Source organism: Rhodocaloribacter litoris, from assembly GCF_011682235.2.
GTDB lineage: Bacteria > Bacteroidota > Rhodothermia > Rhodothermales > ISCAR-4553 > Rhodocaloribacter > Rhodocaloribacter litoris.
The window spans coordinates 1,107,523-1,130,682 of the sequence record NZ_CP076718.1; the positions used below are offsets into that span (position 1 = coordinate 1,107,523).

Genomic DNA, 23,160 nt, shown 5'->3' on the forward strand with positions numbered 1-23,160 from the left:
TCAGGGTGAATACGGGGAGGGCCGCAAAAGGCCCACGAAGCGCGGGACGAATCAGGCCTTCGTCTTCTCGGCCATCGTCTCCCGAAACGTTTTGTACGTCGTTTCCATTTTGGGCCGGTCGGGCGGCACCTCGCGGAGGGGTTCGCAGGGCCGGAGCGAGCGGCGGAGCTGCGCCGGGAGCTGCTGGTAGAGCCGCGTCCCTTCCGTCTTCCACGCCAGCCGCTCGTCGCTCACGTCCGCCACGATCTTCGCCGGGTTGCCGACGACGATCTTGCGGTCGGGGATGTGCATGTCCGCCGGGACAAAGCACAGCGCCCCGACGATGCACCCGGCGCCGACGACCACGTTGTCCATCACGACGGCGTTCATCCCCACGAGCGTGTTTCGCCCGATGCGCGCCCCGTGGATGACGGCGCCGTGGCCGATGTGGGCGGCCTCTTCGAGGCGCACCGTCACCCCGGGAAACATATGGATGGTGCAGTTCTCCTGCACGTTACACCCGTCCTCGATGACGATCTCGCCCCAGTCCCCCCGGATGGCCGCGCCGGGCCCCACATACACGTCCCGCCCGATGATAACGTTGCCCACCACTGTGGCGTTCGGGTGGATGAAGGCGCTCTCGTGGATGACCGGGCGAAAGCCCTCGAACTCGAAGATGTTCGGCATGGGATAATAGGCGTAGTGCGTGGTTCGTAGTGCGTGGTGCGTGGTGCGTAGTGCGTAGTGCGTGGTGCGTGGTGCGGGACAGACCCGTTTTACATAGAAACAACGGGAACAGAGCGAAGAAGGGCTTCCATGGGGGGAGGCCATCCTTCAGAAGTTTGTTCTAAACTGGAATCTTGCCCATAAATGACTTCTGGCTCGAATGCTTTTCCAGCACGCTCAGAAGGAATCATGCGAAGCAACATACGTATGACTTGCTCCAGACATTTCATCCTGTGAGTAATCACCTCATCGCCCAGAACATGGCGGGCCTGATAATACCAACTTCGGCACTCTCTGGCTGAACCGAGTGCATATTCATAATAACGAGCGCGGTCACGCCCGCTCGCACGCGAATACCCCTCGGCAATATTGGCCCCGATCGATCCCAGCGCACCATACAGTTGCTCAGCAACCCTGTACATTCGCCTATCCTGCATCAAGGCAGACACATCCCCCCAGCCCACGTCAACCAAAAATAGTGCGATGCGATACACCTTCATGCGCCATAGTGGATCGTGCAGAAGCGTCTCCGGCACCGAGGCCACCCATGCTCCATACGCTTGCGATGTCTCATCCATGGTACCAGCTCCCAAAGTCAAATACGGATCTACGCACTACGAAATACGCACTACGCACCGCCCGCCCCCAATTTTCCAATATTCAATATGCAATCTTCCAATCCTCCCCCTCATACCCGTTCGATGACGGTGGCCATGCCCTGGCCGACGCCGACGCAGAGGGTGCAGAGGGCGTAGCGCTCGTTGCGTTCTTCGAGCTCGTGGAGGGCGGTCAGCAGGAGGCGGGCGCCGGTCATGCCGAGGGGGTGGCCCAGGGCGATGGCACCGCCGTTGGGGTTCAGGCGCGGGTCGTCGTCGGGCAGGCCCCACTGGCGGATGCAGGCCAGGCTCTGCGCGGCGAACGCCTCGTTCAGTTCGATCACCGCCACGTCGTCGAACGTGAGGCCGGCGCGGGCGAGTGCCCGGCGCGAGGCCTCCACCGGCCCGATGCCCATGATGCGCGGTTCCACCCCCACGACGGCCGAGGACACGATCCGGGCGCGGGGCGTGAGGCCGAAGCGCCGGACGGCCTCCTCCGAGGCCATGAGCAGCGCGCAGGCCCCGTCGTTCAGCCCCGAGGCGTTCCCCGCCGTGACGGTGCCGCCCTCGCGGAAGGCCGGGCGCAGCTTCGCCAGCCCCTCCAGCGTGGTGTCCGGCCGGAGGAACTCGTCGGCGTCGAAGACCAGCGGAGGGGCCTTGCGCTGCGGCACCTCCACCGGCACGATCTCGCGGGCCAGCCGCCCCCGCTCACGGGCCGCCGCCGCCTTCCGCTGCGAGTGGTAGGCGAACAGGTCCTGGTCCTCCCGGCTGATGCCGTACAGTTCCGCCAGGTTCTCCGCCGTGCAGCCCATCGCCTCGGCGCCGTACCGGGCCTCCATCTTCGGGTTGACGAACCGCCAGCCCAGGCTCGTGTCGAACAACTCCACGTCGCGGCCGAAGGGCTGGCTGGCCTTCGACAGGACGAACGGCGCGCGGGTCATGTGTTCGACGCCCCCGGCCAGGTACAGGTCGCCGTCGCCGAGACGGAGGGCGCGGGCCGCCTCCACGGCGGCGCTCATGCCCGAGGCGCACAGGCGGTTGACCGTCACGCCGGGCACCGTGTGCGGCAGGCCCGCCAGCAGCAGCGCCATGCGGGCCACGTTGCGGTTGTCCTCGCCGGCCTGGTTGGCGCACCCCATGTACACGTCGTCCACGGCGGCGGGATCGAGGTCGGGGTGCCGGTCCAGCAGGGCCCGCAGCACATGGGCCGCCAGGTCGTCGGCGCGGACGTTCGAGAGCGACCCGCCCAGCCGCCCGATGGGCGTGCGAAGGCCGTCGATCAGAAACGCGTCTCTCATGCGTTGGAAAAAAAGGGGATACGTGGATTTCGTAGGGCGTGGTGCGTGGTGCGTGGTGCGTAGTGCGTAGTGCGTGGTGCGTAAAGATCGAATTCTACGTACTACGAAATACGAACTACGCACTACACCCCGGAAGCGCTACCGGAGAACGGCTCAGTCGTGCGACTGTTTCGTGCGGTAGACCGTCCCCCGGAAGACGGCCACCTTGGTGCCGTCGGCGCGGGTGACGGTTACGTCGTAGGCCGCCACCCGGTTCGCGGCGCTGATCTCCTCGGCCACGGCGGTGAGCACGTCCCCGGCGTGGACGGGGGCCGGGTAGAAGATGGAGTTCTCCAGCGCCAGGGCCACCCGCCCGCGGGTGTTCGAGGCGAAGGCCAGGGCGCTGTCGGCCAGGGCATACGTGACGCCCCCATGGGCCACGGCAAAGCCGTTGAGCATCTCCTCGCGGACGGTCATGCGGAGCCTGGCTCGCCCCGGCGCCACGGCCAGCACCTCGATGCCCAGCCACCGGCTGAACGCGTCGCGCGCCATCATCTGCGCCACGATGCGCTCGGCCCGGGCCTGCGCGTCGTCGTCCCGGGGTTCGTCATCCATACCGCGCCTTAATTTGGTAAAAAGATCATGGTGGGGGGCAGACCGGGCAGACCCGGCCCCCTCCGTTCACCTTCGCAACCGGTAGCATGCCCGGGCTGAAGCCCGCGGCCACATGCATCAACCCTGTAGCCGTACCCTTTACGGGTGCGCCCCCGCAACCGGCAGTAGCATGCCCGGGCTGAAGCCCGCGGCTACATGCATCAACCCTGTAGCCGCACCCTTTACGGGTGCGCCCCCGCAACCGGCAGTAACATGCCCGGGCTGAAGCCCGCGGCTACATGCATCAACCCTGTAGCCGCACCCTTTACGGGTGCGCCTCTGCAACCGGCCGTGCGTCCGGCTGGATCCGCCCCGCGTCACGTACCCTCGTCGAAGAAACGCTCGCCGCGCCGGAGCATCCGGCGGAGGAGCGGGCTCGGGCGATAGCGTTCCTCGTCGTATTCTTCCCGCAGCGCCTCCAGCCAGCCGAGCACCGTCTTCAGGCCGAGCTCATCGGCCCAGTGGAGCAGCCCCTTCGGGTAGTTGACCCCCTTCGTCATGGCCAGGTCGATGTCGGCCGGGGCGGCCACGCGCCAGAAGACGGCGTCCACGGCCTCGTTGATGAGCATCGCCAGGATGCGCTGGAAGATGGTCTTGCCGAGCGCGGGGCTGGTGACGGGCTCGGGGTTCGTGGCGCCCTCGCGGTAGTCGTAGTAACCCCGCTTCGTCTTGCGCCCGAGGCGGCCGGCCTCCACCATACGCTTCTGGGTGAAAGAGGGACGGTAGCGGGGTTCGTAGAAGAAGGCCGTCCACACCGTCTCGGTGACCTTGTAGTTGACGTCGTTGCCGATGAGGTCCATCAGCTCGAAGGGCCCCATGCGGAAGCCGCCGATCTCGCGCATGGCCCAGTCGATGGTGGGCACGTCGGCGAGGCCCTCCTCCAGGATGCGGAGGGCCTCGCCGTAGAAGGGCCGGGCCACCCGGTTGACGATGAACCCCGGCGTGTCGCGAGCCAGCACGGTGGTCTTGCCCCAGGCGTCGACCAGGGCGCGCGCCCGCGCCAGGGCTTCTTCCGACGTGGCCACGCCGGGGACGACCTCGACCAGCGGCATCAGGGGTGCCGGGTTGAAGAAGTGGAGGCCCAGCACCCGCTCGGGCCGGTCGCACGCCGCCGCGATGGCCGTCACCGAGAGCGACGAGGTGTTCGTCGCCAGCAGGGCGTCCTCGGCCACCAGCCGGTCGAGCCGGGAGAAGACGTCCTGCTTGACGGCCAGGTCCTCGACGATGGCTTCGATGACGAGGCCGCAGGCCGCCAGCGGCTCGGGCTCGTCCGAGAGGAACGTGATGCGCCCGAGGATGGCGGCCTCCTCGCCGGGAGCCATCCGTCCCTTCTCCACCTGCCGCGCCAGAATCTTTTCCAGATGGGCGCGGGCCTCGTGAAGCACCTTCGTGTTCGTGTCGTAGAGCAGCACCGGGTGCCCGTAGGTGGCGGCGACCTGCGCGATGCCGCGCCCCATCGTCCCGGCACCGAGCACCCCGACGGTCGTTTCGGCGGTGAGGGGTTCTGCCATGAAGGCTTCCTCGTCTTGCGTGATTCTTGATGCGCGGGCGCGTCCGGCACCTGCCTATTCCCCCCGGAACACCGGCTTGCGCTTCTCCAGGAAGGCGGCCACCCCCTCGTGATAGTCGTGCGTCTGCCCGGCTTCGCGCTGGAGCCGCTCTTCGACGTCGAGGTGGGTGTCGAGGTCGTTGGCGAAGGCCTGGTTGAGGCCCCGCTTGATGAGGCCGAGACCGCGGGTGGGCATCGTGGCCAGGTGCCGCGCCAGTTCCGTCGCCTCGGCCAGGAGGGCTTCGGGCGCACAGACTTTGTAGATCAGCCCCATGGCCTGCGCCTCGGATGCGGGCACCTTGTCGGCCAGCATCATCATGGCCGTGGCACGCGCCAGCCCGACCAGCCGGGGCAGGAAGAAGGTGCCGCCGCTGTCGGGAATCAACCCGATCCGGGCAAAGGACTGAATGAACGCGGCGGTCTCGGCCGCCAGCACGAAATCGCACGCCAGCGCGAGGTTGGCCCCGGCGCCGGCGGCCACCCCGTTGACGGCCGCCACGAACGGTTTCTCGGTGTGCCGGATGAGCCGCACGAGGGGATTGTATTGCGTTCGAACGATCTCGCCCAGATCCGCCGGCGGCTCCCCTTCTTTCGGCAGCACGGCCTGCAGGTCCTGCCCCGCACAGAAGGCCCGGCCGGCCCCCGTCAGGAGAACGGCCCGCACCGTCGGGTCGGCTGCGGCCTGTTGCAGCGCGTCGATGGTCTCCTCCGCCATCGGGCGGTGAAAGCTGTTGAGCACGTCGGGGCGGTTCAGCGTCAGCATCGCCACCCCGGCGTCGACCTCGTATCGGATGAACCGGTATGCCATGCGTCTCCGATGGTCCGTAGATGAAGGTGTGTGGCGGGAAGGTACTCAGGAAAGGCGAAAAAGGAAAAGCCGCCCCGCCGGCTGGTCTGCCGCCCGGCCTCCGTGCCCTCACGAAAGCCCCACGGCTACGAGCGCCCCCGTTCCTGCGCGGCCCCGCGCACCCGGTCGAGCAGGCGATCCGTCGTCTCGAGGCGTTCGAGCCAGGGTGTGAGGGCTTCCCTCAACCCGGGCAGATCGCCCGCCACCAGGTCGCGCAGGCCGGCCCTGGTGACGGCCACGCGCTCCTTCAGGGCCGCCACCAGGTGCACGAGCCGGTCGTACTCGGCGGCAGCCCGCACCAGGTTCACCAGCATCTGTTGCCGGTTGCCGAAACCACACGGGACGCCGATCCTCCGCCCCAGCGCCCCGATGTCGTCCCGGCCGAGGAAGAAACCGGCCCAGACCGGCGTGGCCAGATAGCCGGCAATCTCCTTCAGGCCCGTCTCCGGCAGGTCGAGCAGAGCCGGCGGCGCCGGCAGGGTGAAGGGCGTCGCCTCCTCGGGCGGTGCGGGTCCCAGGGCACGGCGATGGGCCCATACGACGTCTTGCGTCAGATCGAGAAGACGTCGAAAGAAGGGCGACGCCTGCCCCCGGGCCGCCTCCAGAAAGAGGGGAAGCCAGCCGAGCAGGTGGTGATCCAGGAAGCGGCGTTGCATCCACCGGATGCGCCGGACTTCCGCGGCGATGCCGTCCTGCAGGGCCTCGGCCTCCGCGTGCATCATGTGGGCGAGCCACGCCAGTTCGTGCCCCAGGTGGTCAAGACTCTCCCCGGTCAGCGGAAGCGGGCATCCCGAACGCAGAAAGACCTGCCGGACCTCATCGGCCACCGGCCCGTTGAGCCGCCCGTCCGGATCGAGAAAAACGCCGGCGTAGGGAAAGACGTTGAAACCGAAGAGGTGCTGGTGGTCGGCAGCCATCCCGTCCCAGTCGATGGCGCCGGGAAGTGCCTGGACCAGCATCGGTACCTCGCGGAGAGCGGGTAGAAGCGGGTCTTTCAGCCCTTCCAGGTAAAGGCGACTGAGGAGCCGGCACGTACGGCCCCGACGAAGCAGAACGTCGTGATCGGACATGGAGAGCAGACTGAACGCAGTCAGGGCTGCGCCCGCTCGTAAGGATGGCTCGAGGACCAGACAGCCCCATACTAAAAAAAGCGGTGCAAAAGTGCGAATGCGCGACCCGGTGAGACAGAACCGCGATCGTCATTCTAATCCGCCGGCCACAGAAAACGCCGCACCTGTGCCACGAACGCTTCGGGCTGCTCCAGCACCAGCAGGTGCCCGGCCCCGGGGAGGAGCACGCCTTCGGCGTTTGGCAGCCGGTCGAGCGCCCGCTGGAGCACATCCGCCGGGGTTTCCGAAGGCCGGAAGAACCGGTTGGGGATGAGCTGATCGTCCTCGCCGAACACGACCAGCGCGGGGTGCGGCACGCGCGGCAGGTACTCGAACACCGGCTCGTCCAGCATGCCGGCCACAGCCCGGGCGTTGGCCCCGGCATAGGCCCGGAAATCCGGGCGTTGCTGCATCTGCTCGCGTTGCGTCAGGAGCCAGCCATACCGCTCCGGGTCCCACCGGGCAAAATTGCGCTGCACGTTCTGTGCATAGAGCGCCGGCGGCATGGCGGCAATGGCATCGGCCGTGAACAGCGCTTTGAGCTGCGCGGCGGCCTCGGGCGTGAAGGTCTCGATGCCCGCCGGCGCGGCCACCACGAGGCGGCGGATGCGGTCCGGGTGCCGCAGCGCCATCATCAGCGCGACCTGCCCGCCCATCGACAGGCCCACGACGTCGACCTGCGCCAGCCCCAGCGTGTCCAGCCAGGCGGCCAGCACGTCGGCGTAAAACGACGGCGTGGCCGGCACGTCGTGCTTGTCCGAAAGCCCGAAGCCCGGCAGGTCCGGCGCCAGCACGCGCACCTCCGGGCTGAGCCGCGGCAGCACCTCCCGCCAGATCGACAGGTTGGTGCCGAGCCCGTGCACGAGCACCACCGGAGGCCCGAAGGTCCCGCTATCGTGGTAGACCATCTGGTAGCCTTGCACCTCAATCGTATCGAGTGAGGCCGGATAGCCCACAAGCGGCTGGGCCACCGCCCCGGTAATCGTGAGCAGCATCATCAACAGGAATCCGATGAGTTTCATGATGGGAGCGCGCTCAGCGCCTGTTCTCGCAGCGATTGCTTGTCGCACTTGCCGGTGGGGCCGACCGGCAGGGCCTCCAGGAAAAACACGTGGCGGGGCACCTTGTAGCCGGCCAGATGCGCCCGGACGTAGGCCCGCACGGCATCGGGCGTGAGCGTCCGCCCGGGCTTCAGGACCAGAAAAGCGGCCCCGGCCTCGCCCCACTTCGGGTCGGGGACCCCCACTACGGCGACATCGGCCACGTCCGGATGTGCCCGGAGCACGGCCTCGATCTCGGCCGGATAGACGTTCTCCCCGCCGCTGATGTACATGTCTTTTTTGCGACCCACCACGTAGAAATACCCTTCGGCATCCCGCCGCACCAGGTCGCCCGTGTGGAACCAGCCGTCCGCGTCGATGGCCTCGGCCGTCGCCTCGGGGCGTCGCCAGTAGCCGGGCGTCACCACCGGCCCGCGCATCAGTAGCTCGCCCACCTCGCCGGTCTCCACGTCGTGCCCCTCTTCGTCCACGATCCGTGTCTCGATATAGAAGTTGGGGAAGCCGATGGAGCCGATCTTTCGGAGGGCGTCGGACTCGGGCAGCGAGAAGCAGTTGACGCCCACCTCCGTCATCCCGAACCCCTGGCGGATCGGGACGCCCTTCGCGTGCCAGCGCCGGATGAGGGGCTCGGGCATGGCCTCGCCCCCCACGATGGCATAGCGGACCGTCTCGAACGATGTATCCTCGAACCGGGGATGGTCGGCCAGCATCCGGAGCATGGTGGGCACGCCCCACAGGATCGTGATGCCGGCCTCGTCACAGAGCCGGAGGATCCGCTCCGGGTCGAAACCGTCGAGCAGGTACGTATGACCGCCTTTGAACAGGAAGGGCGTCAGCAGCACGTTCCAGCCGCCCGTATGGTAGAACGGCGCTGCGTTGAAGGAGACGTCCCGACCCGTCAGGTCCAGCCGGTGGATGGTGTTGAAGGCGTTCCAGGCGATCATGCCGTGCGTGATGAGCGCACCTTTCGGGCGGCCCGTCGTGCCGGAGGTGTAGAGGATCATGAGCGGATCGTCCAGGCCGATCGACGGCCGCGCTCCGAGGCGGGCCCCGGAAGCGGCCCACGTGCGGAGCGTCTCCAGCGGAAGCAAGGTCTCGGTGCCCAGCTTCCGGGCCGTGCCGGCGTACGCGGCGTCGTAGACCAGCAGCGCCGGTGCGCTGTCCGCTACCTGATAGGCCAGTTCGGGCACGGCCAGCCGGTAATTCAGCGGCACCAGGATCCAGCCCGCCTTCTGGCAGGCCACGAACAGCAGTACGTGCTCGGGCCGGTTTTCCGCCAGGATCGCGACGCGATCGCCTTTCCGCAGGCCGAAGCGGTCCGCGAGGGCGGCGGCCAGGGCTTCGCCTTCCTCGTGCAGCCGGGCAAAGGTCCAGGTGGTGCCGTCCGGCACCCAGGTGAGGGCCGGGCGGTCCGGCCCGTACAGCGCGTTGCGCTCCAGCCAGTCGGTGCGGATGAAGGGGGGCCTCGTCATGTCGCCGGTTGCGCTGCTTTTTTCTGCGTCCACCGGCCCAGCAGGGCGACGGCCGTGCTGCCCAGCACGGCCCAGGTGGCAGGGACGGCCGGGTTGTTCCAGTAGGGGCCGAGCTGTCCGTAGTAGATGCCGAAGTGGATGACCAGCGCAGACAGCGCCGCCGCCACCACCACCCGCGGCCGGAGCGCGACGCCCAGCACCCCCATCAACACCGGCGCGAACGTGGCGGCAAACAGCGCATAGACGCCATTCTGCGCCAGAATCGCCACCGAGAGGGCCGGTGTGAGCTGGTCGTAGCCGAGCACGAACAGCACGGGGGCCAGCACCACCAGCGTGAGCTTGCCCAGCCGGAGTGCCCGCCGCTCGGCCACCTCGGGCGCGATGCCCCGGAGCAGGGCCCAGGACCGGTACAGGTCGTTGGCGACGATGGCCGCCAGCGCCACCATCAGCCCCTCCAGCGTCGAGTAGCCGGCCGCCAGCAGCCCGATGGTGATCAGGCCGCGCACGACGGGTCCGAAGCGCTCGACCAGGTAGGTCGGGATGACCGCATCGGCCACCAGCCCGGCGTCCGGCATCAGCAGCCGGGCGTACAACCCGGTCAGCAGCACCGAGAAAAAGACGAACGCCACGCCGAAGCCGACCAGCAGGTAGCGCCCCACGTCGGCCTCCGAGCGCAGGTAGAGCGCCTTCGAGAGCAGGTGCGGCTGGGTGATGACGGCCACGCCGACCACGAAGTTGGCCACGAACACTTCGAACAAACTGCGAAACAGGAGGCTCTCGGGGTTGACCGGACGCGCCAGGTTCGGGTCGATGGCGGCCAGCCGCGCCAGCAGGCCGGACAGGCCGCCTTCCCAGTAGGCCAGCCCCGACCCGATCAGCAGCACGGCCACGACCAGCATGATCAGCGCCTGCGCCGTGTTCGTCAGCGTGTGCGCGCCCGCGCCGCCCAGCAGCAGGTACACCAGCGGGATGGCGATGGTCAGCACCAGCGCCACGACCAGCCCGATGCCCAGCACGCTGGCGAGCACCCGGGCCAGCCCCACCACGATCAGGATCATGAACGTGACGAGCAGCAGGCTCAGCAGCGCGTAGAGGACACCGAGGCGCCGGTCGCCGAAACGGGTTGCGATCCATTGCGGTAGCGTCAGGGCGGCATGACGGTCGCCCAGTTGACGGAAGCGGCGGCTCAGCACGATCAGGCCCACCAGGATGCCCAGCGGTGTGGCGAGGCCGTAGCCCAGGTAACCCGCCCAGCCGTAGAGGTAGACCAGCCCCGGGTTGATCACGAAGGTGGCCGCGCTGGTCAGGTTGGCCGCCAGCGAGAGCCCCACCATCACCGGGCTGACGGTGCGGCTTCCGACGGAGAAGCCTGCCAGCCCCCGCGCCCCGCGCATCCCCAGCAGGGCCGCGCCCCCCACCAGCAGCAGGTAGGCCAGAAAAAATCCCCAGCCGATGGTATGGTCCGTCAGCATGGCTTGCCCCTCAGGTGTCGTAGGCCCAGCGGAGCGCCATGGCCGCCAGCGCTGCGCCGCCGCCCGAAGCGATCAGGTACACCAGGTCGCCGCGTCGCAGGCGGTGCGCGCGGGCCGCGTCGGCCAGCACCATCGGGATGCAGGCGCTGCCCGTGTACCCGAAGCGATCCATCACGTAATGGGTGCGCGTCTCCGGCAGACCCAGCGTCTCCAGCGTCTCCCGGATGCTGAGTACGTTGATCTGGGTGAAGAACAGGTGGTCGACCGCTTCCGGCTGCACGCCCAATTCGTCCGAGAGCCGGCGCACCAGACGCGTCCAGTGGTCTACGTTGTACGTTTTGGGAAATTTCTGGCGGAAGGACAGCACCTGGTGGCCGTTCGGGGCGCAGGCGCCGCCGGCGTAGATGCCCATGTGGCCGTGGTACTGTCCCTCCGCCTCCAGCCGGGACAGCAGGATGCCGGGCTCGTCGCCGGTGGCGGGGGCCAGCACCACGGCTCCGGCACCGTCGGCAAACAGCGTGGCGATGTTGCGCTGCGAGAAGTCGAGGAACCGGCTCATCAGGTAGCCGCCGGCCACCAGCACCGGCCCGACCCCGTCCTCGACAAACCGACGCCCGATGTCGAGCGCCGTCACGAAGCCGGCGCAGGCGGCGTTGACGTCGAACGTGCCGGCGCGTCGCGCCTCGAGCTTGTGCTGCACCACCGTGGCCGTGGCCGGCGACAGATAGTCCGGCGTGTCGGTTGCTACGATGATCAGCGCCAGGTCCTCCGGCGTCATACCGGCCTCCGCCAGCGCCGCCCGGGCCGCTTCTACCACCAGGTCCGACGTCGTCTGCCTGTCGCCGGCATATCGCCGCTCCCGGATGTTTCGCTGGGTGCGGAGGAAGCTATCGACGTCTTCGCCGTAGTAGTCGTTGAAGTAGGCGTTCGTCACCACCCGCGGCGGTGCGTACATCCCGGTTCCAATGATCTGTGCTCGTGCCATTCCGCTACAGCGTTAGCCCTCCATCCACGTTGAGCACCGCGCCCGTGATGAACGAGGCCTCGTCCGATGCCAGAAACAGGTAAGCGCGGGCCACCTCGTCGGGACGCCCCAGGCGCCCGAGCGGCGTGCGCGCCCGCACGGCATCGAGCACCTTCTCCGGCACCTGTTGCGTCATGTCGGTCTCGATGAACCCGGGCGCCACCGCATTGACCCGGATGCCGCGTCGCCCCAGCTCCCGTGCCCAGGTTTTCGTCATCCCGATCACGCCGGCTTTCGTGGCCACGTAGTTCGTCTGCCCGAAGTTGCCGGCATGGGCCACCACGGACGAAGCGTTCAGGATGCACCCGCGCTCCTGCGCCTCCATGTAGGGCAGCACGGCCTTTGTGCACAGGAAGACGCCGGTCAGGTTGACCTCGACGACGGCCCGGAATTGCTCCGGCGTCATCTTGCGGAGCGTGGCGTCCTGCGTGATGCCCGCGTTGTTGACCAGGATGTCGATGCGGCCAAAGCGGTCGGCCGTCTCGCGGGCCATACGCTCGGTATCCTCGGGCCGGGTCACGTCCACCGGGAGCGCCAGCGCGCGGGCGCCCTCGGCCTGCAAGGTGCCAGCGAGGGCTTCTGCCGCCTCGCGGTCCCGGTCGGCCACCACCACGGCCGCCCCCTCGCGGGCGAACAGCGTCGCCGTGGCCCGGCCGATGCCGCGGGCGCCGCCCGTCACGATGGCCATCTTATCTGCCAGTTTCCCCATGATTAGAACCGCAATCCCGGAAGGTGATAGGTGAGGCCGAACCAGACGAAACGGCCGCGTACGGGCGCGCCCAGCGCGTCGTATCCCGCCTCGTCGAGCAGGTTCGAGATGCTGAGCGTCAGGTCCAGGCCGGTGCGAGGAACCTTGTAGCCCAGCGTCAGGTCCAGCACCGTGCGGGCCGGCACCTCGCCGTCGGGCAGCAGGGTCTCGCTGTTCCAGTAGCCCGACACGAAGCGGTAGGCGCTCTGGTAGCGGGCGCTCAGGCTGACGAAGTAGCCCTGCAGGCCCACGTTGCGGACGGTCACGTTGCCCTTGAGCTTGGTCTCGGGCACATTGAGCGGCAGCTCGGTCTGCCCGGCCGCCTCGGTGAAGCTGCGGAGCGAGATGAGCGAGACGCTGCCCGAGAGGGTGACGTAGGGCGAGGGATACAGCGTCAGCCCGGCATCCAGCCCGGCCACCTGCGCCCGGCCAAAGTTCAGGTAGGTCAGCAGGCCGTTGAAGGCGGCGTCGGAGGCGGGGGCAACCACCGGCGTGGTGCCGTCGGCCTCGTAGGCGATCTGGGTGAAGCCGTCGGCCACCAGCGTCAGCGGGCTTATGAAGTTACGATACCAGGAGTAATAGCCCACCACATCCACGAACGCCCGGCTGCCGAAGGCGCCTTTGTAGCCCAGCTCCAGCGCGTCGACCTGCTCCGGCTCCAGCCCATCGACCCGGCTCACCACCTGCCCGGCCGGGTCCTTGATCACATAGCCGTCCCGGTTGCCGAAGGCGTTGACGTAGTAGCCGGGGGCCAGGTCGAAGCGGCGGATGGGAATGAACAGATAGTTCTCCAGGATGGTGGGACTTTTGAAGGCGCGGTTGTAGCCGACGCGGACGTTGTGGCCGGGGAGGGCCGTGTAGACCAGCGCCGCCTTGGGGCTGAACTGGGTGCTGTAGTTCGAGTGGCCGTCCAGGCGGGCGGCCGTCACCAGGCGGAGGCGGTCCGGCACCAGGCGCAGGTCGAGCTGTGCGTAGCCGCCCACCTCGGTCGCGCTCAGGTCTTCGCCGCCCGCGTCGGCCAGGAACGTCCCGTCGGAGTCGGGCCGGTAACGCCGCATCTGCAGACCGGTGACGACGCGCCCCTGCAGGAAGGGCAGGTCGTGCCGGTACTGGACCTCGCCGTCGAGCAGCGCCCCGCGATCGACGAACATACTGGCCCGGCGGAGAGCATCCAGGTCCACCTGCTCCAGGGGCACGCCGGCCGCCACCTGCGCAGCCGCCGCCTGCACCACGGCGTTGAGCTGGTACGTCTTGCCGGCATCGTTCTTCGTGTGGGTGAACTGGGCGTACCAGTGGGGGTGACTCACCTGCACGGTCTGGTAGAGCACCTCCCAGCCGCGGATGTGGTTACGCCCGTTGTTGGTCAGGCCGAAGTTGTCGTTGGTCGAATAGCCGGCCCCGCCCTGGGCCTGCCACGCGCCGAGCCGGTAGTACAGGAACCCTTCCAGCTTGGCCGAGCGGATGTGGTAACCGTCGAGGTCCCGCAGCACGTCGCCCTCGTAGATCGACGTGCCGTAGTCGTGCAGCCCTTCCTCGCGGCTCGGCTCGAAGTCGTCGGCCTCCAGGTATTGCCCGGTGACCTTCCAGCCGAAGGCGCCGGCCGTGCCGGCCGCCCGGCCCGTCACGTCGATCAGCGAGCGCTCGCCGGTGCGGGCCGCCAGCGAGACGCCCGCCTCGTCCCAGGGGTCCTTGGTGATGACGTTCACCACGCCGGTGTGGGCGTTGGGGCCGTAGAGCGCCGAGGCCGGCCCGACGACCACCTCGATGGCCTTCACGTCCAGCGGAGCCGTCGGCAGGAAGTTACCCTGCGGCAGGCCCGTACCGGGCAGTTGGGCCATGCGGCCGTCGGTCATCGCCAGCATGCGCGTGTTGAACTGGCTGTTGAAGCCGCGGGCCGAGATCCCCTGCGCATTGATACCGGCGTCCACGAAGTCGATGCCTTTGAGGCCGGCCAGGGCCGAGAGGAAGGTGCCGCCGCCGGTGCGGGTCAGGTCGGCCGCCGTGATCGTCTCGATGGTGACCGGCGCATCGAGCAGCTTTTCCGACTGGCGCGTGCCGGTGACCACCACCTCGTCGGCTTCGAGGAGGACGGGGGACAGCGCCAGCGTCAGCCGGACCGGGGCCGTGCCCACGTCCACGGTTTCTGCCAGTGTCTGGAACCCCACGAACGAAACCTGGAGCACGTAGCGCCCGGGCGCCACCGGACCCAGGCGGAACGTGCCGTCCGGGCCGGTCGTGGTGCCCTGCTGCGTTGCCGGCAGGACGACGTTGGCGCCGGGCAACGGCGCGCCGCTGCCCGCTTCCTGCACCTGCCCCTCGATCCAGACCTGCTGTGCCAGGGCGAGCGGGCCTGCCAGCCAGGCCAGGCAGCATAGCCAGAGCAGTCGTTTCATGGCCACCTCCGTGTTTTTGTGATCTCGCCGTAAGAGGATGTCGTATAGCCTCAACGTTTGAAATTTTTCAAACGTGATGGTCAAAAAAAAGCGGTTCAGGGGGTCCGCGCCGCCTCCTCCAGGCTCGCCTGGACCTGCTCCCACTCCTGCGTGAAGCTCTCGTAGAACTGTTCCATGAGCCGGTAGAAGGCTTCCATGTGACGCAGCCGTCCGAGGGCTGCGTGGTAGGTGCTCTCCCCGGTGGCCTCCATCTCGCGCAGGAACTGCTCGGCCGTGCGCCGATTCTTGCGCACGGTCGCCAGGTTAAACTTGAAGTTGTTCAGGAAGAGGTCGGGGTGCGCCACGTAGTAGTCGCGGCGGTTCTCCGGGCCGTTGACCTTGCGCACCAGGCCGATGCTGGCCAGCTCCCGGATGGTGCTCGAGATGGGACCCTTGGACCGGTTGAGCATCGTGGCGATCTCGTCGAGCGAGAGCGGATCGGCCTGGGTCAGCAACAGCCCCACGATCAGCCCCTTCAGCCGCGCGAGGCCGTAGCGCTCGTAGATGTTGCCGAACTCTTCAACCAGGTCTCGCTGCAGGGGCGTCAGGGTGCGCTGCACGACAGGGAATTTTTGTTTTGTTTGAAAAAATTCAAACGAAAGGTAACGAAAGCCCTTCCGCCTGTCAAGAGCATGTGAAGCGAGGCGACCGATTCGGGCTTTTCGGCCACGATGGCGTGGCGCGCAGGCGCACACGTTTCCGCAACCGGCCCTTCGGCGTGAGCCGTCCTGAAACCCCGTCATTCCATGTTGGTATATTATCTCGAATTCGAGATAAACGAGGGCGGGATGCCGCTGGCCAACGGGACATACGATCCGGCGCTGAAGCTGTGGGTGGTGCTGAACCGTGTCGTCCGCAGCATCGCGGAACCGTTGCGCCGGCAGGTCGAGGCGCACGGGCTCAGCTTCACGGAGTTCGGGGTGCTCGAGGTGCTTCTGCACAAGGGGCCCCTGCCCATCGGGGAGATCGGCGGGCACCTGCTGCTCGGCAGCGGCAGCATGACCTACGTCATCGACAAGCTGGAGCGGCGCGGCCTGCTCGAACGCCGCGCCTGCGAAGCGGACCGCCGCATCGTCTTTGCCGCGCTCACCCCGGCCGGAGAGGCCCTCATCACGCCGGTCTTCGACGAGCACCGGCAGCTCGTGCATCGCCTCATGGCCGGGCTGAACGCCTCGGAACAGCAGGCCGCCATCGACCTGCTCAAGCGCCTCGGACGGCACGCACAGCAGGTCGCCGCAGCGGTTTCCTGACCCCGTCGTTTCGACGCTCCCCCGGCCCGTTTTCTCGTGCACAAATACTTGTTCAACCAAACAAATGACCGAGCCATGTCCAACCGCATCACCTACGCCATCGACCCGTCGCACTCGCGGCTGGGGTTCACCGTCCGTCACATGGGCTTCGCCAAGGTACGCGGGGCCTTCGAAAAGTTCGAGGGCACGATCTCGATGGAAGACGACGACCTCGCCACGCTGGCGGCCGAGGTGACCATCGAGGCGGCCTCCATCAACACGCACGACAACCAGCGGGACGAGCACCTGCGCTCGGCCGACTTTTTCGACGTGGAGAAGTACCCGCAGATCACCTTCCGCAGCACCGGCATGAAGGACGTGTCGGGCACGTCGTTCACGCTCGTGGGTGCGTTGACGATCCACGGCGTCACGCGCACGGTGGAGATCGAGGGGGCCCTCACGGGCAAGGGCCGCGACCCGTGGGGCAACAACCGCGTCGGCTTCGAGGGTCGTACCACCATCAACCGGAAGGATTTCGGGCTGACGTGGAACGCAGTGCTCGAGACCGGCGGGGTGCTCGTCAGCGAGGACGTGCAGCTCGAGCTGGAGGTCGAGGCCGTCGAGCAGGTGCCCGAGACGGCCTGACGTTCCGCGCCCCCGGTCTCCGGGCGGACGCGGCGGGGAGCGTCCGCCCGGAGATGCACCGGGGCCCTGGCGTTCAGGCGCGGCCGCGGAGCATACCGTGCCAGTACAGGTTCGGCAGCGCGTACAGCTTCAGCGCGTACATGCTGTAGCGCTCCTGGGTCGTGTCGAAGGGAAAGGAAGGCACCGGCCTGTTATCGTAGTCGAACTCGGCCAGCACCAGCTTGCCGTAGCCGGTCACGAGCGGGCAGGAGGCATAGCCGTGGTACGTCTTGGGCTGGTCGAGGGCGCCGGTGGCGCGGAACTGCAGCAGGTTGTGCACCACCGTGGGCGCCTGCTTGCGCACGGCCGCGCCCGTCTTGGCGTTGGGCGTGCCGGCGGCGTCTCCCAGGCCGAAGACGTTCGGGTAGCGCGTGTGCTGGAGGGTGTACTTGTCCACGTCCACCCAGCCGGCCTCGTTGGCCAGCGGGCTCTGCTTGATGAAGTCGGGCGCGCTCTGCGGCGGGGTCACGTGGATCATGTCGAAGCCGACCACCTTCTCCGACGTGTTGCCCGCCTCGTCGGTGACGCGGAAGACGGCCTCCTGCTGCGGCCCGCGCACCTCGATCAGCTCGTGCTTGAGGTTGAACGTGATGCCGTACCGGGCGATGACTTTCTCCAGCGTCCGGGCGAATTCTTTCACGCCGAAGACCACCGCGCCAGGCGACATGAACTGGATGTCAGTCTGATCGAGCAGCCCCTTGCGGCGCAGGTGGTCGGCCGCCAGGTACATGATCTTCTGCGGGGCGCCGCCGCACTTGATGGGGGTGGCCGGCTGGGTGAACAGCGCCCGCCCGCCCTTCAGATTGCGGAGCGTCTCCCAGGTGTACGAGACGGTGTCGTAGCTGTAGTTGCTGCACACGCCGTGGGAGCCCAGCGCTTCTTTCAGCCCGGGGATCTTGTGCCAGTCGAGCTGGATGCCGGGCGCTACGACGAGGTAATCGTACCCGATGGTTCGCCCGTCGCGCGTGGTGACGGTGTTGTTGTCCGGGTCGAAGGCCGTCACGGCGTCCTGGATCCAGGTGACGCCGTCGGGGATGTAGTCGGCCTCGTCGCGCTCGGAGACCTCGCGGGGCACCACCCCGCCGCCGACGAGCGTCCAGATGGGCTGGTAGTAGTGCTTCTCGGAGGGTTCGATGAGGCCGACCTCGACGGGGTCGGGCTGGTTGCGGAGCTGGGCGGCCACGGTGAGGCCGGCCGTGCCGCCGCCGACGATGAGAACGTGATAGTGGTCTTTCATGGCGATCCCGGGAATGGGTTGGTTGTCAGGGAGGACGGGCTGCGCTACGGGTCAGCCCTTGCGGCGCAGCGCCCGGCCGAAGGCGCGGGCAAACTGGAGGCCGAAGGCCAGCGCCCGCTGGATGTCGGCGTCGCGGAGGGCGCGGAGCAGGCCGAAGGGGCCGAGGCGGGGCGGGGTGGCCGGGGTGGTGGCCGAGGCTTCGGCCAGGGCCAGCGTGGCCGACCCGGCCAGCGTGCCCGCCCGCTTCAGGGTCTCGTCCAGGTCGACGCCGCGCTCCCGGGCGCGGGCGGCGGCCTCGTCGGCGATGTCGACGAACATAGCGGCCATGCCGGGGGCCTGGTCGGCCAGCGCCAGGAGCGCTTCGAGCCGGTCCATGCGGTCGAGGAGCTGCTTGAGGACGCGCGTCGTCTCGGGGGCCGTCAGCCGCTCGACGAGGTCGAGGGCGTCGTGCAGGCGCTGGTCCAGGTCTACGCCGCGTTCCTGGGCGCGGGCGGCGGCCTCGTCGGCGATGTCGACGAACATAGCGGCCATGCCCGGGGCCTGCGTGGCGGCGGTCTCGGCGGCCGCGAGGGCCCGGTCGAGCACGTCGAGGCGGTCGAGGAGCCGGTTCAGGGCCGCCGCCGTCTCGGGCTCGTGAAGGCGGGCCTGCAACGTGGCCGCGCCGTCGGGTTGCGTCGGTTCCATGGCGTTTCGGCAGGATCGGGACGAGGTCGGGTTCAACATAAAGAGGCCCGGGCGGGCCTTTCCGTGACGTTGTCACGCGGGCACCGCCGCGGCGTGGCCGGACGACGGGCGCCGGAGAGGGAGTATACACGCCCCCGGCCCGGCGCATCGACAGGCAAAACGGGGCAAGCGGTGTAGGGGAATCCCCGGCAGGGGCCGTCGGTTCACCGCCCGAAAGGCTTGTCCGGGAGGCGATAGGCTTCCTTCACGGGCTTGAGCGGGCGCTTGAGCCAGTAGGGGCGGCGGGTGCCGTCGGGGCTGTGGTCGAGGGCCGAGCGCGTCAGGGCCAGCCACTCGCGGTAGACGGCCATCGAGCGGTTGGTGTCCACGAAGACGTCGCCGTGGCGGTCGTCCGGCCCGGCCTTGCGGACGCTGACGGCCTTCTGGAGCCAGCAGTGCGCCCCGCTGACGGGGTCGGGGTGGACGCCGTGGGTCAGGTTCTGGTGCACGCCCACGTCCTTCCACCAGATGCGCTCGGTGTCGGCGTCCCACGACCGGAAGGCGGTGGCGCCGTGGAGCACCTCCAGGTTGTGACGCCCCCCGCCTTCGTCGTGCAGGCGCACCAGGTTCGAGGCGCCCCGGTTGACGCCCATCCCCTCCTGCAGCCGCCAGCGGCCCAGGTGGTGGCTCATGGCGATGACGCCGGGCTTGATGCCCTCGGTCACCCACACCCGGTCGACGAAGTAGCCGATCTCGGTCTCGACGCGCACCAGGTCGCCGCTCTCCACGCCGAGCCGTTCGGCGTCGGAGGGGTGCATCCACACGGGGTTCTTGTGGCTGATCTCGTAGAGCCACTTGGCGTTGGCCGAGCGCGTGTGGATGAGCGTGGGCAGGCGGAAGTTGGGCAGCAGCAGCATCTCGCCCTTCGCCCGGTCGATGCGGTCGGGGTGGACGTGGCTCTGGAGGGGCCACGGGATGGTGTAGTCGCGCTCCTTCCAGCCCCAGGCGTGGAGCGTCTCGGAGAAGAGCTCGAGGCGGCGGCTGGGGGTGGTGAAGCCCGCCTTCGGGACGCCGTCGACGACCACGCCGACGACCTCCTCGCCCCGCCGGAGCCGCCCCAGGGCGTCGGCCGTGGCATCGGCGGCCTCGACGGGCCGGTCGTACGGCGCGTAGTTCTCGCGTGTGACTTCGAAGGCGCCGTACTTGCGCATGTAGGCGAGCGGCGTCAGGCCCTCGGCGGCGGCGGCCTCGGGCAGCCCCGGCACGCTGTTCTCGAAGATCCACCGGTAATACTCTTCCACGGTGATGATCTCGCCGGGCCGGTACGGGCTCTCGAAGTGCTTGCGGATGCCCAGGCTGCCGTCAGGGTCCATGCGGGCGGAGAGCTCGATCCAGAACTCGTTCTCCTCCCACACCTCGCCGGGGTTGGCCTCGTAGGTGAAGCGCACCTTCTTGCCCAGCCGCTCCAGGGCCACGCGGCGCACGGGCTGCCGGAAGGCGATCCACTGGCCGGCGTGCGTCTCCTGGCTCATCAGGTCGTGCCGCTCGCCGGCGTGGCCCATGGGCAGCACGTAGTCGGCAAACCAGGCGCTCTCGTTCCAGGTGGGCGTCAGCGCCACGTGGCATCGGATCTTCTCCTCGTCGCGGAGGGCCTTCAGCCACATGAACCCGTCGGGGTTGATCCACATCGGGTTGTAGACGCGGGTGAAGTAGACGTCGACGGTGCCGCGTCCTTCCTCCAGGAAGTGGGGCAGGAGGAAGCTCATCTCGTAGTGCGCCAGCGGCCACTCGTGGGGCAGGTGCAGCTCGTTCCACGCGTTGAAGGGCGGGGGCTGGTCGAAGGGCTTCGGGACGAACTTGTTCCACGCATTGCCGGAGGTGCCGCCGCGCACGCCCACCGAGCCGGTGAGCACGTTCAGGAAGAAGAGGGCGCGGGTGACCTGCCAGCCGCCCAGGTTGCCGATGCTGGCGCTGCGCCAGTTGTGGGCGGCCAGCCGCCCCTGGCAGTCGGCCACGTAGTCGGCGGCCTGGCGGATGCGGTCCTCGGGCACCTGGGCCTCGGCGGCGGCCCGGGCAAAGGTGAAGCGGCCGTAGAGGTGCTTCAGGAGCCGGTCGAACAGGTCGAAGGCGGCGTCGCCGGCGTCGATCGTGGCCTGCTGGATCTCGTGCTTCAGCGCGTCGTCGTCCACGGCCAGCCGGCCCTCGGCCACGGCCCGGAGCGTCTCGCGCCAGTTGACCCAGCGGCGGACGAACGCCCGGTCGTAGCGGCCGGTCTGGATCAGGTGGTTGGCGATGGCGAGCAGGACGGTGGTCTCGCTGCCGGGCCAGGTGGGCAGCCACACGTCGCTCTTCGAGGCGGTGTTCGAGAGGCGGGGGTCGAAGGTGATGAGCCTGGCGCCCTGCTGCATGGCCTCCATGATGCGCTGGGCGTGGGGGTTGAAGTAGTGGCCCGTCTCGAGGTGGCTGGAGATGAGGAGGATGGTGCGGGCGTGGGCATAGTCGGGGCTGGGGCGGTCGAAGCCGGCCCACAGGTAATAGCCGAGGCGGGCGCTGGCCGAGCAGATGTTGGTGTGGCTGTTGTGACCGTCGACGCCCCAGGCCTGGATGACGCGGTTGGTGTAGCCGTCCTCGCCGGGCCGCCCGACGTGGTACATGATGCCGTCGCGGCGGCGCAGGCGGCTCTCGCGCATCTTCGCGCCGATCTCTTCGAGGGCCTGCTCCCACGAGATGCGTTTCCACCGCCCCGCGCCGCGCGCCCCGACGCGCTTGAGGGGGTAGAGGATCCGCTCGGGGTCGTACGTCTGGTTGATGGTGGCCGGCCCCTTGGCACAGTTGCGCCCCCGGCTGCCCGGGTGCTTCGGGTTGCCCTCGAACTTGCGGATGTCGAGCGTCTCGCGGTCCACGTAGGCCAGCAGGCCGCAGGCGCTCTCGCAGTTGAAGCAGACGGTGGGCACGAGCGTGTAGCGGCGGGCCACCCGGCGCGGCCAGGCCTTGCCGTCCCACTCCACCCAGTCGTCCCACCGCTCCGGGGGCGGGTACTGGCTCAGACGCCCGTCCGGGTGGACGACCGTGGTCAGCTTCTCGGGGGCTGCGTCGGTCTCAGCAAAGGCCGGCGGGCCGAAGGAGGTGTCGAGGTCGGAGGACATGGCGGTTCGGGGTGATTGGGTGAAGGGTGTCTGGGTGTTTGGGTGTCTGGGTGGGTGGCTGGGTGGATGGGCGGAGGGTCCATGGATCGGCGTGCTGGATCAGGTGGACGAGTAGTAGCTCCCGGTAACGTTGAACGCTTCCCATGGGAAAAACCCGATCCGTGTCGCTTGTATTTTGTCCACGCTCCACGCTCCTCCCTCCACTCACCATTCTTACGAGTTCGGTATTTCCTGCGGGGCCATCACGAAGGCGTATTCGTAGGCGTAGAGGCCGGCGAGGCTGAGCAGCCCGGCCAGGCCGGCGGTCACCGGCTCGCCGGCGGCCAGCAGGGCCAGGGGGATCAGGTGGCCGGCCGTCACGCTCCAGAGCCAGAAGTGGTGGCGGTAGCGCCCGTGGCGGATGGCGTGGGCGGCGCGGGCCGCGGCCTCGGAGGCGTGCGGCATCCCGAACTCGCCGGTGAAGGTCACCAGCAGGTCGAGGCCGAGGGCCACGCCGAAGGCGAGGCGGGCGGTGTGGGCCAGGCCGGCGGGGAAGGGAAGGAACACGTCGAGCACGAGCAGGGCCGCCCCCCCGGCGACGAAGGCCTGTACGAGCAGGTGCAGGGGCAGCAGGGTACTCTGCCAGAGGTCGCGCCCCTCGGCCTGCCCGAACAGGAACGCCGTGTAGACGGCCGTGCCGAAGGCCAGCGGCAGGCCGGCCCACAGGAGCCAGGGGCGCGCGGCGTCGGCCACGGCGGCATCCAGCCACCCCAGCCAGGCGCCGGCCTCGAGGATCCACCACAGCCCCGTCACCACGCTGAAGCCCACCAGCAGGAACGCCCCGCGCACCAGCCAGCTCTTCCATTGCGGCCGCGTCAGGATGCGGAGGAAGCGCTCCGGGCGCTCGAGGTCGTAGACGAGCAGCCCGGTGGTGAGGCCCAGGAACAGCAGGGCCACCAGCCCGCCGGCCACGAACGCCGGCGCGTCGAAGGCGAACAGCCCCAGCCCCGCGCCCAGGCTCAGCAGCATGAACACGCCGGCGGCGATGGCCTTGGTGACCAGGTAGGCGGGCACCGGCCAGTGCCACGGGATCTTGTGCTGGGCGTTGTAGGCCACCTGCACCATGTGGTCGGCCATGCGCCCGTCGCCGATCAGGAGGGCGCCGGGCTCCGGCACCCCCTGCGCCCCCGGCGTGCGGATGGGTGTGCCCTTCGCGGCCCGTCGCGCCGGCGGGGCGGACGGCGCGGGCGAGGCCGGCGGGGCGTCGTGCCCGTCG

Annotated in this window: 20 protein-coding genes; 2 read left to right on the plus strand and 18 right to left on the minus strand. The window is 68.6% G+C overall.

Going from position 1 to position 23,160, the window contains the following annotated elements:
• Nucleotides 1-51: 51 nt before the first annotated feature.
• From GQ464_RS04665 to GQ464_RS04730, 14 genes are all read right to left on the minus strand, one after another.
• Nucleotides 52-666 (minus strand): acyltransferase, encoded by a 615-nt coding sequence (locus GQ464_RS04665; RefSeq protein WP_166975893.1) that lies wholly within the window; start codon nucleotides 664-666, stop codon nucleotides 52-54.
• Nucleotides 667-755: 89 nt separating this feature from the next.
• A complete protein-coding gene (locus GQ464_RS04670) occupies nucleotides 756-1,283 on the minus strand; it encodes a four helix bundle protein (RefSeq protein ID WP_166975896.1) in 528 nt (175 codons plus the stop codon).
• A gap of 110 nt (nucleotides 1,284-1,393) precedes the next feature.
• Nucleotides 1,394-2,599, minus strand: coding sequence for a 3-oxoadipyl-CoA thiolase (gene pcaF, locus GQ464_RS04675; protein WP_166975899.1), 1,206 nt, complete (start codon nucleotides 2,597-2,599; stop codon nucleotides 1,394-1,396).
• Nucleotides 2,600-2,752: 153 nt separating this feature from the next.
• Nucleotides 2,753-3,193, minus strand: coding sequence for a hydroxyphenylacetyl-CoA thioesterase PaaI (gene paaI, locus GQ464_RS04680; protein ID WP_166975903.1), 441 nt, complete (start codon nucleotides 3,191-3,193; stop codon nucleotides 2,753-2,755).
• 356 nt (nucleotides 3,194-3,549) lie between these two features.
• Complete coding sequence (locus GQ464_RS04685; protein ID WP_166975906.1) at nucleotides 3,550-4,743, minus strand: 3-hydroxyacyl-CoA dehydrogenase NAD-binding domain-containing protein; 1,194 nt, start codon at nucleotides 4,741-4,743, stop codon at nucleotides 3,550-3,552.
• 54 nt (nucleotides 4,744-4,797) lie between these two features.
• Nucleotides 4,798-5,589, minus strand: a complete 792-nt coding sequence (locus GQ464_RS04690; protein WP_166975909.1) for an enoyl-CoA hydratase-related protein — start codon at nucleotides 5,587-5,589, stop codon at nucleotides 4,798-4,800.
• A 125-nt stretch (nucleotides 5,590-5,714) separates the two neighbouring features.
• The gene (locus tag GQ464_RS04695) at nucleotides 5,715-6,698 is read right to left on the minus strand and encodes a TorD/DmsD family molecular chaperone (protein ID WP_228350595.1); all 984 of its coding nucleotides are present in this window, start codon (nucleotides 6,696-6,698) and stop codon (nucleotides 5,715-5,717) included.
• Nucleotides 6,699-6,832: 134 nt separating this feature from the next.
• Nucleotides 6,833-7,759, minus strand: coding sequence for an alpha/beta fold hydrolase (locus GQ464_RS04700; RefSeq protein WP_166975915.1), 927 nt, complete (start codon nucleotides 7,757-7,759; stop codon nucleotides 6,833-6,835).
• Nucleotides 7,756-9,270, minus strand: a complete 1,515-nt coding sequence (locus GQ464_RS04705) for an acyl-CoA synthetase (protein WP_166975918.1) — start codon at nucleotides 9,268-9,270, stop codon at nucleotides 7,756-7,758. The genes GQ464_RS04700 and GQ464_RS04705 overlap by 4 nt, the downstream gene beginning before the upstream one ends.
• Nucleotides 9,267-10,742, minus strand: a complete 1,476-nt coding sequence (locus GQ464_RS04710; protein WP_166975921.1) for a sodium:solute symporter family transporter — start codon at nucleotides 10,740-10,742, stop codon at nucleotides 9,267-9,269. Before GQ464_RS04710 ends, GQ464_RS04705 begins: the two co-directional genes overlap by 4 nt.
• 10 nt (nucleotides 10,743-10,752) lie before the next feature.
• Nucleotides 10,753-11,727 (minus strand): 3-oxoacyl-ACP synthase III family protein, encoded by a 975-nt coding sequence (locus tag GQ464_RS04715; protein WP_166975924.1) that lies wholly within the window; start codon nucleotides 11,725-11,727, stop codon nucleotides 10,753-10,755.
• Between the two features lie 4 nt (nucleotides 11,728-11,731).
• On the minus strand, nucleotides 11,732-12,475 hold the full coding sequence (gene fabG, locus GQ464_RS04720) for a 3-oxoacyl-ACP reductase FabG (RefSeq protein ID WP_166975928.1): 744 nt from the start codon (nucleotides 12,473-12,475) through the stop codon (nucleotides 11,732-11,734).
• A gap of 2 nt (nucleotides 12,476-12,477) precedes the next feature.
• Nucleotides 12,478-14,907, minus strand: a complete 2,430-nt coding sequence (locus tag GQ464_RS04725; protein ID WP_166975931.1) for a TonB-dependent receptor — start codon at nucleotides 14,905-14,907, stop codon at nucleotides 12,478-12,480.
• Between the two features lie 95 nt (nucleotides 14,908-15,002).
• The gene (locus GQ464_RS04730) at nucleotides 15,003-15,506 is read right to left on the minus strand and encodes a GbsR/MarR family transcriptional regulator (protein WP_166975934.1); all 504 of its coding nucleotides are present in this window, start codon (nucleotides 15,504-15,506) and stop codon (nucleotides 15,003-15,005) included.
• A 186-nt stretch (nucleotides 15,507-15,692) separates the two neighbouring features.
• Here GQ464_RS04730 and GQ464_RS04735 point away from each other — a divergent pair, with 186 nt between their 5' ends.
• Both GQ464_RS04735 and GQ464_RS04740 read left to right on the plus strand, forming a co-directional pair.
• Nucleotides 15,693-16,196 carry a MarR family winged helix-turn-helix transcriptional regulator gene (locus GQ464_RS04735; protein ID WP_228350597.1) on the plus strand — a complete coding sequence of 168 codons (504 nt, stop codon included), beginning with the start codon at nucleotides 15,693-15,695 and terminating at the stop codon, nucleotides 16,194-16,196.
• A gap of 75 nt (nucleotides 16,197-16,271) precedes the next feature.
• A complete protein-coding gene (locus GQ464_RS04740) occupies nucleotides 16,272-16,820 on the plus strand; it encodes a YceI family protein (RefSeq protein ID WP_166975937.1) in 549 nt (182 codons plus the stop codon).
• A gap of 73 nt (nucleotides 16,821-16,893) precedes the next feature.
• Here the strand turns inward: GQ464_RS04740 and GQ464_RS04745 are convergent, their stop codons facing one another.
• The 4 genes from GQ464_RS04745 to nrfD form a co-directional block, all read right to left on the minus strand.
• Nucleotides 16,894-18,096 carry an NAD(P)/FAD-dependent oxidoreductase gene (locus tag GQ464_RS04745; protein ID WP_166975940.1) on the minus strand — a complete coding sequence of 401 codons (1,203 nt, stop codon included), beginning with the start codon at nucleotides 18,094-18,096 and terminating at the stop codon, nucleotides 16,894-16,896.
• A gap of 51 nt (nucleotides 18,097-18,147) precedes the next feature.
• Complete coding sequence (locus tag GQ464_RS04750) at nucleotides 18,148-18,780, minus strand: helical membrane plugin domain-containing protein (RefSeq protein ID WP_166975943.1); 633 nt, start codon at nucleotides 18,778-18,780, stop codon at nucleotides 18,148-18,150.
• A 203-nt stretch (nucleotides 18,781-18,983) separates the two neighbouring features.
• Nucleotides 18,984-21,905 carry a molybdopterin dinucleotide binding domain-containing protein gene (locus GQ464_RS04755; RefSeq protein WP_166975946.1) on the minus strand — a complete coding sequence of 974 codons (2,922 nt, stop codon included), beginning with the start codon at nucleotides 21,903-21,905 and terminating at the stop codon, nucleotides 18,984-18,986.
• 213 nt (nucleotides 21,906-22,118) lie between these two features.
• A partial coding sequence (nrfD, locus tag GQ464_RS04760; protein WP_228350598.1) for an NrfD/PsrC family molybdoenzyme membrane anchor subunit occupies nucleotides 22,119-23,160 on the minus strand: 1,042 nt, incomplete at its 5' end.